The following is a 15,212-nucleotide window of genomic DNA, read 5'->3' as shown; positions in this document are numbered from 1 at the left end:
CTACGCCGCCCCCGTCCCCGATCACGGCGACGGGAATGTCCCGAGCGAGCGCCAGCCTCACAGCGGCGGCGGGCGTCAAGCCCTCCCGGGCCCGAACGAGCTAGGGCGAGTTCCCCATCACCGTTCGCACGCCGGGAGTACGCGGCGCCGGGCCCGTGCGAGGGGCGATGCGACAATCCGGCCCCATCATGTCCCTGATTCCCTACGGCCTCACCCGTCCCTTCCTGTTCGGCATGGACCCCGAACATGCCCACGAACTGACGCTGGGCAGCATCGCCCGCTTCCAGAACACCCCGCTGCAATGCGCCTGGGCGCAGACGCGCGTCCAGGACCCGGTCACCGTCGCCGGCCTGCGCTTCCCCAACCGGATCGGCCTGGCCGCCGGGCTGGACAAGAACGGCCGCTGCATCGACGGCCTGGGCGCGATGGGCTTCGGCTTCATCGAGGTCGGCACCGTCACCCCCAAGGCGCAGCCGGGCAACGACAAGCCCCGCATGTTCCGCCTGCCCGCCAAGCAGGCCCTGATCAACCGCCTGGGCTTCAACAACGAGGGCCTGGCCTCGTTCATCGCCAACGTCAAGCGCTCGCACAGCTTCCGTCACCACGGCGGCCTGCTGGGCCTGAACATCGGCAAGAACGCCGCGACCCCGATCGAGAACGCGGTCGACGACTACCTGATCGGCCTGGAAGGCGTGTTCCCCCACGCCGACTACATCACCGTCAACATCTCCAGCCCCAACACCAAGAACCTGCGCCAGCTGCAGAGCGACGAGGCGCTGGATGCGCTGCTCGGTCCGCTGCAGGCCAGACGGCTGGCCCTGCAGGACGACAGCGGCCGCACCGTGCCGCTGTTCGTGAAGATCGCGCCCGATCTGGACGAGGACCAGGTGGCGGTGATCGCCGCCAGCCTGCAGCGTCACGGCATCGACGGCGTGATCGCCACCAACACGACCATCGCGCGCGACGCGGTGCAGGGCCTGCCCCATGCGAACGAGACCGGCGGCCTGTCCGGCGCCCCGGTCTTCGAGGCCAGCAACCGCGTGATCCGCCTGCTGCGCGCCGCGCTGGGCAGCGGCTTCCCCATCATCGGCGTGGGCGGCGTGCTCAGCGGCGAGGACGCGCGTGCCAAGCTGCAGGCCGGCGCCGATCTGGTCCAGCTCTACACCGGCCTGATCTACAAGGGCCCCGCCCTGGTGCCGGAATGCGCGAAGGCGATGGCGCGACTCTGATCGCCCCTGCTGCCTCTCCCACCCGCAACGAAAGAGCGCTCCATCGGAGCGCTCTTTTGGATGACAGGGTCAGGCCTTGCGTCGCCGGGCCACGAAGCCCAGGCCCGCGATCCCCGCGAGCATCAGCGCGTAGCTCGCCGGCTCCGGGACCGCGGAGGCGGCGACCGCCGTGGCCGTCGTGCGCAGCACCGCGAAGTTGGGAATGCCCGCGCCGCTGAGCGAGCCGCTGGCCACCAGCTGATACGTGCCGGCCGCCAGATTGGCGAAGCTGAAACCGGTCGCGCTCGGATCCAGGTCGGTGTGGCCGTTCAGGCCGACGAACGAGAAGGACACCGACTGCAACGGCAGCGTGCTGCTGCCCTCGAAGCCGAGGGTGGTCGCCGCCAGCACCGAGCCGGTGACGTTCGAGGCCTGCGTCAACGTGAAGCTGCCCAGCACGACGTCGGAGAAGCTGCCCGTGGACGGGGTCAGCACCTGCGGCTCGAAGCTGAAGGTTTCCGCCGAGGCGGCGGCGCCGATCAGCGCCAGGGTCGCCCCCAGGGCGAGGGTCTTGAACTGCATAAAGAACTCCGTTCCGCATGACGAACTCATGCGTGACGGAGTTTGCATGTCGACCCTTCACCACGTCTTGCCGGAAAACGGCGAGAGTTGTTGCAGAGGGTCACAGCGGTAAGAACGGGCGGACGCTCCGCCCGCCGCGATCAAACCGCCGTGCTCAACCCGCCGCGATCACCCGGCCGTGATGCGCATCGGCTTGGTCATCAGGTCGCAGGCCTTGCCCTTCTTGGCGCGCTTGCCGGCGTAGGACGCCAGCGCCACGCCCTTGAGCGGCTCCTCCTTGGGCTTCTGCCCGCGAGCAAGACCCGCCACCAGCAGCTGCGTCGTGAAGGCCGCGACGCTGACCAGCGCATCCTTGGCCTCCAGGTCGATCAGCGTCAGGCCGCGACCGCCCTTGGGCTGGTGCTTGAGCTCGTCGATGGCAAACGTGAGCAGCCGGCCGTTCATGGACAGACAGCCCACCTGCACGCCGGCGGCGGCCGCCGGCACGACCGACGGCGGCAGCGGACGCTCCTCGCCTTCCAGCGACAGGAAGCTCTTGCCCGCCTTCTGACGGCCTACCAGATCGCCGACCTCGGCCACCAGGCCGAAGCCGCCGGTACCCGCGAGCAGCAGTTTCTGCGTCGCCGCGCCGGCGAAGTAATGCGCGATCTGCGTGCCCGACTCCAGCTCGATCAGCGTGGTGATGGGCTGGCCGTCGCCGCGGCCGCCCGGCAGCGCCGACACCGGCACCGAGTAGGCCCGGCCATTGCTGCCCAGCACCACCAGCGGATCGACGCTGCGGCACGGGAACACGCCGTACAGCGCGTCGCCCGACTTGAAGCCCAGCGCGCCCGGATCGACCTCGTGACCCTTGAGCGCCCGCACCCAGCCCTTCAGGCTGACGACCACCGTCACCGGCTCGTCGACGATGCGGACCTCGGCCACCGCGCGCTTGTCCTCCTGGATCAGCGTGCGGCGCTCGTCGCCGTACTGCTTGGCGTCGGCCTCGATCTCCTTGATCACGGTGCGACGCAGCACCGACGGGTTGGAGAGGATTTCCTCGAGCTTGTCCGCCTCCTCGCGCAGGTTCTTCAGCTCCTGCTCGATCTTGATGAACTCCAGCCGCGCCAGTTGGCGCAGCCGGATCTCCAGGATGTCCTCGGCCTGACGGTCGCTCAGCTTGAAGCGCTCGATCAGCGCGGGCTTGGGCTCATCCGAGTTGCGGATCAGCGCGATGACCTCGTCGATGTGCAGCAGGATCTGGTGACGGCCTTCCAGGATGTGGATGCGGTCGCGGACCTTGTCCAGACGATGCTGCGTGCGGCGCGTGACCGTGTTCAGACGGAAGCCGTTCCACTCGGTCAGGATCTTGCGCAGCGACTTCTGCACCGGCCGGCCGTCGTCGCCGACCATGGTCAGGTTCAGCGAGGCCGAGGTCTCCAGGCTGGTGTGCGCCAGCAGCGTGTTGATCAGGTCCTGCTGCTCCACCGAGCGGCTCTTGGGCTCCAGCACCAGGCGCACCGGCGCGTCCTTGTTGGACTCGTCGCGCGCCTTGTCCAGCACGGCCAGCACCGACGCCTTGAGCTGCAGCTGCTCCGCGGTCACCGTCTTCTTGCCGGTCTTGACCTTGGGGTTGGTGATCTCCTCGATCTCCTCCAGCACCTTGGCGGTGCTGACGCCTTGAGGAAGCTCGGTCACGACCAGTTGCCACTGGCCGCGGGCCAGGTCCTCGATCTTCCAGCGCGCGCGCAGCTTCAGGCTGCCGCGGCCGCTGTTGTAGGCCGCGCGGATGTCCTCGGGGGAGCTGATCAGCTGCGCGCCGCCCGGATAGTCCGGGCCCTTGATCGCGCCGAACAGCTCGTCGTCGCTGGCGTCCGGGCGCTTGAGCAGCAGCACCGCCGCCTCCGCGACCTCGCGCAGGTTGTGGCTGGGGACTTCCGTCGCCATGCCCACCGCGATGCCGGAGGCGCCGTTCAGCAGCACGAACGGGAGCCGCGCCGGCAGTTCCTTGGGTTCGTCGTACGAGCCGTCGTAGTTGGGCTGGAAGTCGACCGTGCCCATGTCGAGCTCGTCCAGCAGCAGACGCGAGTAGATCGAGAGCCGCGCTTCCGTGTATCGCATCGCGGCGGCGTTGTCGCCGTCGCGGCTGCCGAAGTTGCCCTGGCCGTCGACCAGCGGATAGCGCTGGCTGAACTCCTGCGCCATGCGGACCATGGCGTCGTAGGCGGCCTGGTCGCCGTGCGGGTGGTATTTGCCCAGCACTTCGCCGACCACGCGCGCGCTCTTGACCGCCTTCGCGCCGGTGGCGCCGGTGAAGCCCAGCCCCAGCCGTTCCATCGTGAACAGGATGCGGCGCTGCACCGGCTTCTGGCCGTCGCTGTAGGACGGGAGCGCCCGGCCCTTCACCACCGACAACGCGTACTCCAGATAGGCCTGTTGCGCGTACTGCGCCAGCTGCAGCGCGTCGCCCGACGGGGCCTGCCCGCCCGGGCCGCCCGGTCCGTTGGGCGTCTCGAAATCAAAGGTCTCTTGTGTCATCTCGGTTCATGCCGGCCCGGGGCCGGTGGGAATTCTTTCGTGGGATCTCGTGTCGGTCGCGGCGATGCGGGGCTCAGCGCTCCGGACCCGCCACCATGGTCATCTGCCGCGCCTGGGCGCCCAGGCTGCGCTGCAGCAGCGCCCAGTACAGCTCCAGCACCAGGTGCACGTGAGCTTGCGTCTCGTCGATGTCAGGCATCTGACCGCCAGCCCGGCGCACCGCGCCCTCGCCGGCGTTCCAGGCCGCCAGGGCCGCGTCGATGCGGCCGAAGCGGCGGGTCAGGTCGGCCAGCATGCGCGCGCCGATCAGCACGTTGGTGCGGGCCTCCGTCAGCACGGCCGGACGGCGCAGCTCCTCCGCCGTCGCGTAGCGCTGCGCGGTCACCGGCGTGATCTGCATCAGTCCGGTCGCGCCGCGCGGCGACACCGCGTCCGCCTTGAAGCCGGATTCGACCGCGATGATGGCCTTCAGCAGCTCGACATCGACGCCGGTGGCCGCCGCCGCCTCGCGCAGATAAGGCTGGACGGCCTTCACCTCGGGCGCGATGTCCAGCCAGGTCAGCATGCGCTGGCCGTGGTCGGTCTTGCCCGGCACTCGCTGGATGCCGCTGAGCGAGGACAGCACCGGCTGGAAGCGGCTGTCCACCTGGCTGGGCGCGAAATGCGCCATGCCCTGCGCGTCGACATAGCCCCACAGCTCCGCATGCGCGGGCGTGAGCTTGGCGACGAACGCGGCGGCGATGGCCATCGCCAGGCGACTGCGCACGCGCGGGCGAGGTGTGCCGATGGGGCGACCATGACTCATGTCGGCTCCTCCGCGCGCGCGACGCGCGCCTCGTACTCGCGCCGCAGCAGCGACATGACGATCAGGTCGTCGTAGGCCTCGCGGTCGCCGGCGCCATCGATGCCGTCGGGCGTGATCGAGCCCGGCTCGATCCGCACGCATTCGCGCAGCCGGCCTTCCTCGACATAGCCCTCGCTGCGGTACAGCGCCTGCGCCCGGGTGTTGCGGCCCTTCACGTCGAGCCAGAAGCGGTGCGCGCCGAGTTGCTCGAACGCCATCCTCTTGAGCAGCCGCACGCACTGGCGCCCCACGCCCTGCCCCTTCGGGCCGAGCACGATGCGCTTGAGCTCCACCGAGCGATTCGGGTTGCGGCAGCCCTGCAGGATCACGAAGCCGGCGCGCTCGGCGTCCAGCTCCACGATGAAATGGCGCGCGTCCGGGAAGCGGATCGCGCCCTCGTGCTGCGTGCGCTCCCAGGGTGTGATGAAGGGCCGGTTGGCCGCGTCCTGCTCCACGCCGACCACGAAGTCCAGGTCGGACAGCATGGTCGGGCGAAGGGTGACGCGGTGCTCCAGCATGGCGGTCGTCCAGGGTCGGGCTTGCGGTCAGCGGGTCGTCGCGGACGGGCCGCTCAGACGTCCACCTCGATGGCGTCGCCGTGCAGCTCCATCAGCTCGCGGCGCGCGGCCGCCTCGCCCTTGCCCATCAGCTTGTTCATCGCGCCCTCGGTGTCGCCGATCTCCAGCTCGCCATACTGCACCTGCAGCAGGCGGCGGGTCTCGGGATTGAGCGTCGTGTCCCAGAGCTGCTCGGCATTCATCTCGCCCAGGCCCTTGAAGCGGCTGATGCTCCAGCTGCCCTCGCGGGCGCCTTCCTTGCGCAGCTTGTCCAGGATGGCGGTCTGCTCGCCCTCGTCCAGCGCGTAGAGCTTGGCGGCCGGCTTCTTGCCGCGAGCGGGGGCGTCCACGCGGAACAGCGGCGGCCGCGCCACGTAGACGTGGCCGGTCTCGATCAGCTTGGGGAAGTGCCGGAAGAACAGCGTCAGCAGCAGCACCTGGATGTGGGCGCCGTCCACGTCCGCGTCCGACAGGATGCAGATCTTGCCGTAGCGAAGACCGCTCAGGTCCGGCGAGTCGTTCTTGCCGTGCGGGTCCACGCCGATGGCCACCGAGATGTCGTGGATCTCGTTGTTGGCGAACAGCCGGTCGCGCTCGATCTCCCAGGAGTTCAGCACCTTGCCGCGCAGGGGCAGGATGGCCTGGGTCTCCTTGTCGCGCCCCAGCTTGGCGGAGCCGCCGGCCGAGTCGCCCTCGACCAGGAAGAGCTCGTTGTGCAGCAGGTCGGTGCTCTCGCAGTCGGTCAGCTTGCCCGGGAGCACGGCCACGCCGGAGCTCTTGCGCTTCTCGACCTTCTGCGCCGCGCGCTGACGGGTCTGCGCCTGCTTGATGACCAGCTCGGCCAGCTTCTTCCCATGCTCGACGTGCTGGTTGAGCCACAGCTCCAGCGCCGGCTTCACGAAAGCCGACACCAGGCGCAGCGCGTCGCGCGAGTTCAGCCGCTCCTTGGTCTGGCCCTGGAACTGCGGGTCCAGCACCTTGGCCGACAGCACGAAGCTGGCGCGCGAGAACACGTCCTCGGCCATCAGCTTCACGCCCTTGGGCGCGAGCGCGTGCATCTCGATGAAGCCCTTGACCGCGCCGAACAGGCCGTCCTTGAGGCCCGATTCATGCGTGCCGCCGGCCACCGTCGGGATCAGGTTGACGTAGCTCTCGCGCATGATCTGGCCTTCCTCGGTGAAGGCCACGCACCAGCTGGCGCCCTCGCCCTCGGCGAAGTTCTCGCTCTCGGACGCCGTCGCGAACTGCTCGCCCTCGAAGAGCGGGATCAGCGGGTCGGCGGGGAGCGACTGCATCAGGTAGTCGCGCAGGCCGCCCTTGTAGGTCCAGGTCTGGGTCTCGCCGGTCTTCTCCTGCGTCAGCGTCACGGTGACGCCGGGCATCAGCACGGCCTTGGAGCGCAGCAGATGGATCAGCTCGTTCTTGGGCAGGTCCGAGGCCTCGAAGTACTTGGCGTCCGGCCAGACACGCACCGTCGTGCCCTGCTTGCGGTCGCCGGCCTTGAGCTCGGCCTTGCGGGCGGCCACCGGCTCGACCACGTCGCCGCCGGAGAAGGCCAGCGTCGCGACCTGGCCTTCACGGTAGACCGTCACCTGCAGGCGCTTGGCCAGCGCGTTCGTGACGGACACGCCCACGCCGTGCAGGCCGCCGGAGAAGCTGTACGCGCCGCCGCTGCCCTTGTCGAACTTGCCGCCGGCGTGCAGCCGGGTGAAGACGATCTCCACGACGGGGACGCCTTCCTCGGGGTGCAGGCCGAAGGGGATGCCGCGGCCGTCGTCCTCGATCGTGACCGAGCCGTCGGTGTGCTGGATGACCGCGATGCGCTTGCCGTGTCCGGCCAGCGCCTCGTCGGCCGCGTTGTCGATCACCTCCTGGATGATGTGCAGGGGGTTGTCGGTCCGGGTGTACATGCCCGGGCGCTGCTTGACCGGCTCCAGGCCCTTGAGGACGCGGATCGAGCCTTCGCCGTAGCTGCCCGGCGGGGTGACTGCTTTGGTTGCCATGGGGCGGGATTCTATGCAGCGTCCGCGGCGCTCCCGACCGCTCTCCCTCCCGTGTCATTCCCATGGGGGAAATCGAGGGGGTGAGGCCCCGGACGCGCGCAGGGCGCACGCGCCGCCCGGCCCGGCACGTCCGGTTACCGATCGGAGAAAAACCGGGCCCGGTCGCTGACGTAGCATCCGCGGCTTGTCCGCCGCCCCTCGCCCTGGTCGAGGCGCCGCGAGGACCCCAATCAATCCCAGGTGAGATGTCCCGTTTGATGCAATCCGTGCGGCCGGCGCTGGCCGCGGCCGTGGCCGCCCTGCTGGCGGTGCTGTCCGGCCCCGCCGCCGCCGACGACTACAAGGCCAGCCCGCAGATGGCGATGGAGCTGCGCCACGCCCGCTGGTTCGACGGCGAGAAGCTGCAGAGCGGCTCGCTCTACGTCGAGGACGGCCGCTTCGTCGCCCAGCGTCCGCGCAAGGTCAACCGGCTGCTGGAGCTGCGCGGCCAGGTGCTGGTGCCGCCGCTGGCCGACGCCCACAACCACAACCTGCAGAGCGCCTGGGGCCTGGCCAAGTTCGGCCAAGACTACCTGCGCGACGGCGTGTTCTACGCCGCCATGCTCTGCGCCGACCCGGAGTCCGTCGGCCCCATCCGCGACCGCATCGCCCAGCCGGAGACGCCGGATGTGCTGTTCGCCACCGCCTGCATCACCTCGTCCGACGGCCAGCCGCTGGCGATGCTGCAGTCGGGCAACCCGCCGATGTCGCTGGACCAGATCGTCGACAAGGCGGTGCTGATCATGGACACGCCGGACGACGTGGGCCGCAAGTGGCCGCTGATCGCCGGCCGCCGCAGCGACCTGGTCAAGGTCATCATGAGCTACCACGACCGCCCCGAGCTGCGCGGCGTCGCCGAGGAGCGCGGCAAGCTGGGCGTGACGCCGGCCGTGGTGGCCGAGGTCGTGCGCCGCGCCCATGCCGAGAACCGCCGGGTGGTGGTCCACATCGAGAGCGCCGCCGACTTCGAGGCCGCCGTGCGCGCCGGCGCCGACTTCATCGCCGAGCTGCCCGGCTACTTCCCGCAGCACGGCGAGGAACCCGAGTCGCACCTGCTCTCGCCCGAGGTCGCCGCCCTGGCGGCCGAGAAGAAGGTCGGCATCGTCACCGCCACGGTCGCGACGCGGCTGTTCAATCCGCCCCCCGAGCTGCTGGCCCGCATCGAGGCTGTCCAGAAGCGCAACGTCGAGCTGCTGCGCAACGCCGGCGCCCGGCTGCTGGTGGGCTCGGACCTGTTCACCGGCAATGCGCTGAACGAGGTGCACCACCTCGACCAGTTGGGCGTGCTGGACAAGCCCGCGCTGCTGAGGATGGCGACCATCGACACCCCGCAGGCGCTCTTCCCCAAGCGCAAGCTGGGCTGCTTCCAGCCCGGCTGCGAAGCCAGCTTCCTGGTGCTGATCGGCAACCCGCTGGAGGACCTGGACGCGCTGGACAAGCCGCTGCTGCGCATCAAGCAGGGGCGCGTGCTGACGCAGCTCGACGACGTGGCCGCGACGGCCGGCGAGGAAGACAACGCGCTCAACGCCAAGCCCTCGTCCGGGAAAAAGGCGACAGGCAAGAAGTCGACCGCGAAGTCGGGCGCCAAGTCCGGCGCGAAGTCCGGCGCGAAAGCCACGCCCAAGGCCGGCACGAAGGGCAAGACCAGCAGCGCCGCGGCCAGGACCAGGAGCGCCGCCGCGGGTAAACCCTCGACCACGGCCAAGGCCTCGAACCGCAAGTCCACGACGGCGAGCGCGGCAGTCAAACAGGCGTCAGCCACCGCCTGACGGAGCCACTACATTCGCGACATGAGCGCGACCTCCCCCTCCCTTCCCGCGGCGCGGACCCTGAGCCTGCGACAGGTGCTGATCTGCGGCGCGGCCATCGTGACGCTGTCGATGGGCATCCGGCACGGCTTCGGCCTGTGGCTGACCCCGATCACCGTCGACCGGGGCTGGACGCGGGAGGCCTTCTCGCTGGCACTGGCGGTCCAGAACCTGGCCTGGGGCGCCGCCGGCCCCTTCGCCGGCATGCTGGCCGACCGCTTCGGCGCGCTGCGCGTGCTGGTCGTCGGGGCGCTGCTGTACGCGGCGGGCCTGGCGCTGATGGCGGTCTCCTCGACCTCGGCCGGCTTCCTCGGCAGCGCCGGGGTGCTGATCGGCCTGGCGCAGTCGGGCACCACCTACGCGGTCGTCTACGGGGTGATCGGTCGCAACGTCCCGCCCGAGAAGCGCTCCTGGGCCATGGGCGTGGCCGCGGCGGCGGGCTCCTTCGGCCAGTTCCTGATGGTGCCGGTGGAGAACTGGCTGATCGGCTACGGCGGCTGGCAGAACGCGCTGTTCGTGCTGTCCCTCGCCGCCTGCCTGATCATTCCGCTGGCCTTCGGCCTGCGCGAGCCGGCCCGCGACGCGGCCCACGGCGCCCATCACCAGAGCATCGGCCAGGCCCTGCGCGAGGCCTTCGGCTACCGCAGCTTCCAGCTGCTGATGCTGGGCTACTTCGTCTGCGGCTTCCAGGTGGTCTTCATCGGCGTGCACATGCCCAGCTACCTGAAGGACCACGGTCTGTCGCCGCAGGTCGCGACCAATGCGCTGGCGCTGATCGGGCTGTTCAACGTCTTCGGCACCTACGCCGCCGGCACGCTGGGCCAGCGCCTGCCCAAGCGCTACCTGCTCTCGGGCATCTACCTCCTGCGCTCGATCGCCATCGTGATCTTCCTGAGCGCGCCGCTGACCCCCGTCAGCGTCTATGTCTTCGCCGCCGTGATGGGCGTGCTGTGGCTGTCGACCGTGCCGCCGACCAACGCCATCGTGGCGCAGATCTTCGGCGTGCAGCACATGTCGATGCTGGGCGGCTTCGTCTTCTTCAGCCACCAGATCGGGAGCTTCCTGGGCGTGTGGCTGGGCGGCAAGCTCTACGACGCGACCGGCTCCTACGACGTGGTCTGGTACCTGGCCATCGCCCTGGGCGTCATGGCGATGCTGGCCAACCTCCCGGTGCGCGAGTCGGCGATCGCGCGCCAGCCCGCGCCGGCCGCCGCCTGAGCCCCGATCGCAAGACCCGCCCCCCCATGAAGGCACGTCCGTTGCTCCTCAAGACCCTGGGCTGGCTGGCGGTCCTGGCGGTGCTGGGGGCGGTCTTCCTGGCCTATTCGCAGCCTTCGCTGATGCAGCAGCTGGCGGACCGGCTCTGGGCCTGCTTCTGAGCCCGGCCGGATCGGTTTCGAGAGCAATCACAACAGGGATGGAGACAAGCACATGGTCGTGATCATCACCGGCGCCTCCGACGGCATCGGCGCGGAACTGGCCCGCCAATGGGCGCGGCGCGAGGGCGCCAAGCTCACGCTGGTCCTGGCGGCGCGCAGCGTCGACAAGCTCGAGCAGGTGGCCGCCGACTGCGAGGCGCTGGGCGCCCGCACCCTGGTGCAGCGCTGCGACGTCGAGTCCCAGGACGACTGCCAGGCGCTGATCCACGCGACGCTGGGCGCCTTCGGCGCGATCGACGTGCTGGTGAACAACGCCGGCATGTCCGCCCATGCGCTGTTCGACCAGGTCAAGGACCTGGCCTGGTACCAGCGCCTGATGCAGATCAACCTGTGGGGCTCGGCCTGGTGCACCCAGGCGGCGCTGCCGGCGCTCAAGTCCTCCAAGGGCCGCATCGTCGCGGTGTCCAGCCTGGCGGGGCTGCTCGGCATCCCCGGCCGCACGGCCTACAGCGCCAGCAAGTTCGCCATGACCGGCTTCTTCGAGGCGCTGCGCACCGAGCTGGCCGGAGACGGCGTCAGCGTGACCATCGCCTATCCCGGCGTGGTCGACACCCAGATCCGCTATCGGGGCTTCAACGCGCAAGGCAAGGCCGCGGGCCTGAGCAGCCTGGACGAGCGCGGCGCGATGACGGTCCAGGAATGCGCCAAGCTGATCCTGGACGGCACCCTCGCCCGCGAGCGCGACATCGTCATGACCGCCAAGGGCAAGCTGGGCCGCTGGCTCAAGCTGCTGGCGCCGGCCATGGTCGACCGCATGGCCATGAAGGCGCTCAAGAAGGAGCAGCGGCCCGCATGAGCCTGGTGAATCCATCAACGCCGTCGCCCCTCGCCGCGCCCAGCGACTGGGTGCTGCGCTGGGCGCGCGACTGGCGCGCGGGCGCGTCCGTGCTGGACCTGGCCTGCGGCTCGGGGCGCCACCTGCGGCCGCTCGCGCAGGCCGGCCTGCGGCTGTGCGGGGTGGATCGCGACGGCGAAGCGCTCGCCGGACTGGCGGCCTGGTCGGCGACGGCCGCCCTGCCCGCCGGCGTGGAGCTTCTGGAGGCCGACATCGAGCAAGGCCCCTGGCCGCTCCAGGACCGCGGGTTCGACGCGGTCGTGGTCACGAACTACCTGTGGCGGCCGCTGCTGCCGCGCGTGGTCTCGGCCGTCGCCCCGGGCGGCTGGCTGATTTACGAAACCTTTACCGATGGACAGCAGTCCATCGGCCGGCCCTCGCGACCGGACTTCCTCTTGCGGCCCGGGGAACTGCTCGAGGTCGTCCGCGGCCTGCGCGTGGTCGCCTACGAGGACGGATTCATCGAGACGCCCGGGCCGTCGGCCCCGGACGGCGGCGTCAACGGGCGTTACGTCCAGCGCGTTGCTGCCGTTCGCGAAAATCCGTCGCCCGGGAGCGCGCCGGACGGCCCGCCGGGCGGGGTCTTCCCCAGGTATCGGCTGCGCTGAGCGCGAGCCGCCGGGAGCGGCCCGCCGCTTCAGTAGAATCCGCCGATCACGAGGAATCCTCAATGAACGCAATTGTTGGCAGCATCGTCGCGCTGGTCACGCCGATGCACGAAGACGGCCGCATCGATTTCGATGGGCTCCGCAGTCTGATCGACTGGCACATCGACCAGGGCACCGACGTCATCGGTGTCGTCGGCACGACGGGCGAGTCCCCGACGGTGACGATGGAAGAGAACCGCGAGGTCATCCGCGTCGCGGTGGAACACGTCAAGGGCCGCAAGCCCGTGCTGGCCGGTACCGGCGCCAACGCCACGGCCGAGGCCATCGAGCTCAGCCGCTTCGCCAAGCAGGTCGGCGCCGACGCCACGCTGTCGGTCGTCCCCTACTACAACAAGCCCTCGCAGGAAGGCATCTACCAGCACTTCAAGGCGATCGCCGAGGCGGTCGACATTCCGATGATGCTGTACAACGTGCCCGGCCGGACCGTTGCGGACATGCTCCCCGAGACCGCCATCCGCTGCGCCGCCCTGCCCGGCGTGTTCGGCATCAAGGAAGCCACCGGCAACATCGAGCGCGCCGCCTGGCTGGTCAAGCACGCCCCCAAGGGCTTCTCCATCTACTCCGGGGACGACGGCACCGCCATCGCCATGATGCTGATGGGCGGCCGCGGCTCGGTCAGCGTCACCGCCAACGTCGCCCCCAAGGCCATGCACGAGATGTGCATGGCCGCGATCGAAGGCCGCGTGCGCGAGGCCACCGTGCTCCACTTCAAGCTGCTGGGCCTGCACAAGCAGCTGTTCTGCGAACCCAGCCCCGCCCCGACCAAGTGGGCCCTGAACAAGCTGGGCCGCAGCAGCAACCACCTGCGCCTGCCCCTGACGCCGCTGACGGCGTCGGGCGCCACCTTGGTGGAAGGCGCCATGCGCGAGGCCGGCCTGCTCTAATCGCGGACGCCGGTGCGAGCCGGCACGGCCCTCTCTCAGCCTTTACCCGCAGTTTTCACCCGATTTCCTGAAGCGGCACCGCGCCGCAGCGAACCCTTGGAGATGTCTAGCGTGACTCGTTCCCTTTCCGAAACCGGCGCCTCCACCCCGGTGCGCGTGGCCTGCTTGATGGCACTGGCCTCGCTGACGGCGTGCAGCACGTTCGACAGCATGACCTCGGGCGACAAGGTCGACTACCGTGGCCAGGCCCGCCAGACCACCGGTCTGGACGTGCCGCCCGATCTGACCCAACTGCCCCGCGAGAACCGTCCCACCGGCCCGATCAGCGCCGCCCAGCTGGCCGCGCAACCGGCCGGCCAGCGCACCGTCGCCGCCACCGCCGGCGGCCCTGGCAGCGTCGCCCTGGACAAGGCCGGCAGCGTCAGCTACGAGCGCCTGGGGAATGCCCGCTGGCTGCACAGCTCGCTGCCGCCGGAGCAACTCTGGCCGCAGATCAAGGGCTTCTGGCAAGACCGCGGTTTCTCGATCGAGACCGAGGACCAGAACGTCGGCATGATGGAAACCAGCTGGGCCGAGAACCGCGCCAAGCTGCCGATGGACTTCATCCGCAAGACGGTCGGCAGCCTGCTGGATTCGCTGTACTCGACGGGTGAGCGCGACCGCTTCCGCACTCGCCTGGAGCGCAACGAGCAAGGTGGCACGGACATCTACGTGACGCACCGCGGCATGGTGGAGGTCTACACCAACACCCAGAAGGACGACACCGCCTGGCAGCCCCGCCCCGCGGACCCGCAGCTCGAGGCCGAGATGATGTCGCGCCTGATGCTGAAGCTCGGCGGCAAGGAAGACGACGCCAAGGCCGTGGCCGAGGCCAAGCAGCCTCCCCAGCAGGGCTTCGGCGCCGTCGCGACCAGCGGCAACGTGCCCAAGTCGCTGGCCGACGTGCCGGATCAGCTCCAGATCAACGAGGACTTCGACCGCGCCTGGCGCCGGGTCGGACAATCGCTGGACCGCCACGGCTTCACCATCGAGGACCGCGACCGCAAGCAAGGCCTGTTCTTCCTGCGCTACGCCGACCCGAACCAGGCCGGCAAGGAAGAACCGAACTTCTTCCAGAAGCTGTTCGGCGCGACCGGCGCCTCGTCGGCAGTCCGCTACCGTGTGGCGGTCAAGTCCGAGGGCAACAAATCCACGGTCCTGGTCCTGGACGACAAGGGTCAGCAACAGACCAACGAGCTGGCCAAGCGCATCCTGCAGCTGCTGATGGAAGACGTCCGCTGATCAGGCGTACGCCATCAGTTTGCGCAAAACAAAACGCCACCCTCGGGTGGCGTTTTTCATTGGGGCGACGTCTATATCCACTCAAATACCAGCGGTGCGAGTACCCGACGGCGAGCGCCCCTCAGAAACATTCGAGCAAAGAAAAAGCCGCATGGGCGAACCCATGCGGCTTTCTCGAGACGAGTGATCGTCTTAGTTGCTGGCGGCCGAAGCGGGAGCCGAAGCGTCCGAGGCAGCAGCCGAAGCTTCAACGGCGGGGGCCGAAGCTTCAACGGCGGGAGCCGAAGCTTCCGGAGCGGGCGTCGCCACGGGAGCGGCTTCTTCCTTCTTGCCGCAAGCGGTCAGAGCAACAGCGGCCAGCAGGGAGGCCATCAGGATCGACTTTTTCATACTTGTCCTCAAGTAACTTTTAGACGAACAATCAATTACCGGTAATTAATGAAGTCGTACCAGAGTACGAGTACGAACTTCAGCAGACCAAGACGCGAGAAACCTCGAGCGCTTCCCTCGCCTAGCCAACGATTATAGCCACCAGTTTGTAATCTCC

14 protein-coding genes are annotated in these 15,212 nt (G+C 69.3%); 8 read left to right on the top strand and 6 right to left on the bottom strand.

Features of this window, described 5'->3' with window-relative positions; translation table 11 throughout:
- Positions 1-188 precede the first annotated feature (188 nt).
- The gene (locus MCHT01_RS17870; RefSeq protein ID WP_067066993.1) at positions 189-1,229 is read left to right on the top strand and encodes a quinone-dependent dihydroorotate dehydrogenase; all 1,041 of its coding nucleotides are present in this window, start codon (positions 189-191) and stop codon (positions 1,227-1,229) included.
- 69 nt (positions 1,230-1,298) lie between these two features.
- Here MCHT01_RS17870 and MCHT01_RS17865 read toward each other — a convergent pair whose 3' ends face one another.
- From MCHT01_RS17865 to MCHT01_RS17845, 5 genes are all read right to left on the bottom strand, one after another.
- Positions 1,299-1,790, bottom strand: a complete 492-nt coding sequence (locus MCHT01_RS17865) for an FxDxF family PEP-CTERM protein (protein ID WP_067066991.1) — start codon at positions 1,788-1,790, stop codon at positions 1,299-1,301.
- 168 nt (positions 1,791-1,958) lie between these two features.
- Positions 1,959-4,307: a DNA topoisomerase IV subunit A gene (gene parC, locus MCHT01_RS17860; RefSeq protein WP_084452891.1), complete on the bottom strand. Its 2,349-nt coding sequence runs from the start codon at positions 4,305-4,307 to the stop codon at positions 1,959-1,961.
- Positions 4,308-4,380: 73 nt separating this feature from the next.
- Positions 4,381-5,112: a lytic transglycosylase domain-containing protein gene (locus tag MCHT01_RS17855; RefSeq protein ID WP_245643402.1), complete on the bottom strand. Its 732-nt coding sequence runs from the start codon at positions 5,110-5,112 to the stop codon at positions 4,381-4,383.
- Positions 5,109-5,669, bottom strand: a complete 561-nt coding sequence (locus tag MCHT01_RS17850; protein ID WP_067066989.1) for a GNAT family N-acetyltransferase — start codon at positions 5,667-5,669, stop codon at positions 5,109-5,111. Before MCHT01_RS17850 ends, MCHT01_RS17855 begins: the two co-directional genes overlap by 4 nt.
- A gap of 53 nt (positions 5,670-5,722) precedes the next feature.
- Positions 5,723-7,711 carry a DNA topoisomerase IV subunit B gene (locus MCHT01_RS17845; RefSeq protein ID WP_067066986.1) on the bottom strand — a complete coding sequence of 663 codons (1,989 nt, stop codon included), beginning with the start codon at positions 7,709-7,711 and terminating at the stop codon, positions 5,723-5,725.
- Between the two features lie 245 nt (positions 7,712-7,956).
- On the opposite strand from MCHT01_RS17845, the gene MCHT01_RS17840 reads away from it, so the two are divergent.
- From MCHT01_RS17840 to bamC, 7 genes are all read left to right on the top strand, one after another.
- Positions 7,957-9,519 carry an amidohydrolase family protein gene (locus tag MCHT01_RS17840; RefSeq protein ID WP_169806154.1) on the top strand — a complete coding sequence of 521 codons (1,563 nt, stop codon included), beginning with the start codon at positions 7,957-7,959 and terminating at the stop codon, positions 9,517-9,519.
- A gap of 21 nt (positions 9,520-9,540) precedes the next feature.
- Positions 9,541-10,776 carry an MFS transporter gene (locus MCHT01_RS17835; protein ID WP_067066982.1) on the top strand — a complete coding sequence of 412 codons (1,236 nt, stop codon included), beginning with the start codon at positions 9,541-9,543 and terminating at the stop codon, positions 10,774-10,776.
- 26 nt (positions 10,777-10,802) lie between these two features.
- On the top strand, positions 10,803-10,937 hold the full coding sequence (locus MCHT01_RS27755; protein ID WP_259375169.1) for a hypothetical protein: 135 nt from the start codon (positions 10,803-10,805) through the stop codon (positions 10,935-10,937).
- Between the two features lie 52 nt (positions 10,938-10,989).
- Positions 10,990-11,793, top strand: a complete 804-nt coding sequence (locus MCHT01_RS17830) for an SDR family oxidoreductase (RefSeq protein ID WP_067066980.1) — start codon at positions 10,990-10,992, stop codon at positions 11,791-11,793.
- Positions 11,790-12,440: a class I SAM-dependent methyltransferase gene (locus MCHT01_RS17825; protein WP_067066978.1), complete on the top strand. Its 651-nt coding sequence runs from the start codon at positions 11,790-11,792 to the stop codon at positions 12,438-12,440. The genes MCHT01_RS17830 and MCHT01_RS17825 overlap by 4 nt, the downstream gene beginning before the upstream one ends.
- A gap of 62 nt (positions 12,441-12,502) precedes the next feature.
- Complete coding sequence (dapA, locus tag MCHT01_RS17820) at positions 12,503-13,384, top strand: 4-hydroxy-tetrahydrodipicolinate synthase (RefSeq protein ID WP_067066976.1); 882 nt, start codon at positions 12,503-12,505, stop codon at positions 13,382-13,384.
- Positions 13,385-13,495: 111 nt separating this feature from the next.
- Positions 13,496-14,665 carry an NlpB/DapX family lipoprotein gene (gene bamC / locus MCHT01_RS17815; RefSeq protein ID WP_337958205.1) on the top strand — a complete coding sequence of 390 codons (1,170 nt, stop codon included), beginning with the start codon at positions 13,496-13,498 and terminating at the stop codon, positions 14,663-14,665.
- 192 nt (positions 14,666-14,857) lie between these two features.
- On the opposite strand, the gene MCHT01_RS25720 is transcribed toward bamC, so the two are convergent.
- A complete protein-coding gene (locus tag MCHT01_RS25720) occupies positions 14,858-15,055 on the bottom strand; it encodes a hypothetical protein (RefSeq protein WP_084452888.1) in 198 nt (65 codons plus the stop codon).
- Positions 15,056-15,212 lie beyond the last annotated feature (157 nt).

Source organism: Mitsuaria chitosanitabida ATCC BAA-476 = NBRC 102408 (assembly GCF_001598255.1).
GTDB classification, from domain to species: domain Bacteria; phylum Pseudomonadota; class Gammaproteobacteria; order Burkholderiales; family Burkholderiaceae_C; genus Roseateles; species Roseateles chitosanitabidus.
The sequence above is the reverse complement of the archived record's forward strand: the minus strand, read 5'-3'. Positions and strand labels throughout refer to the sequence as shown.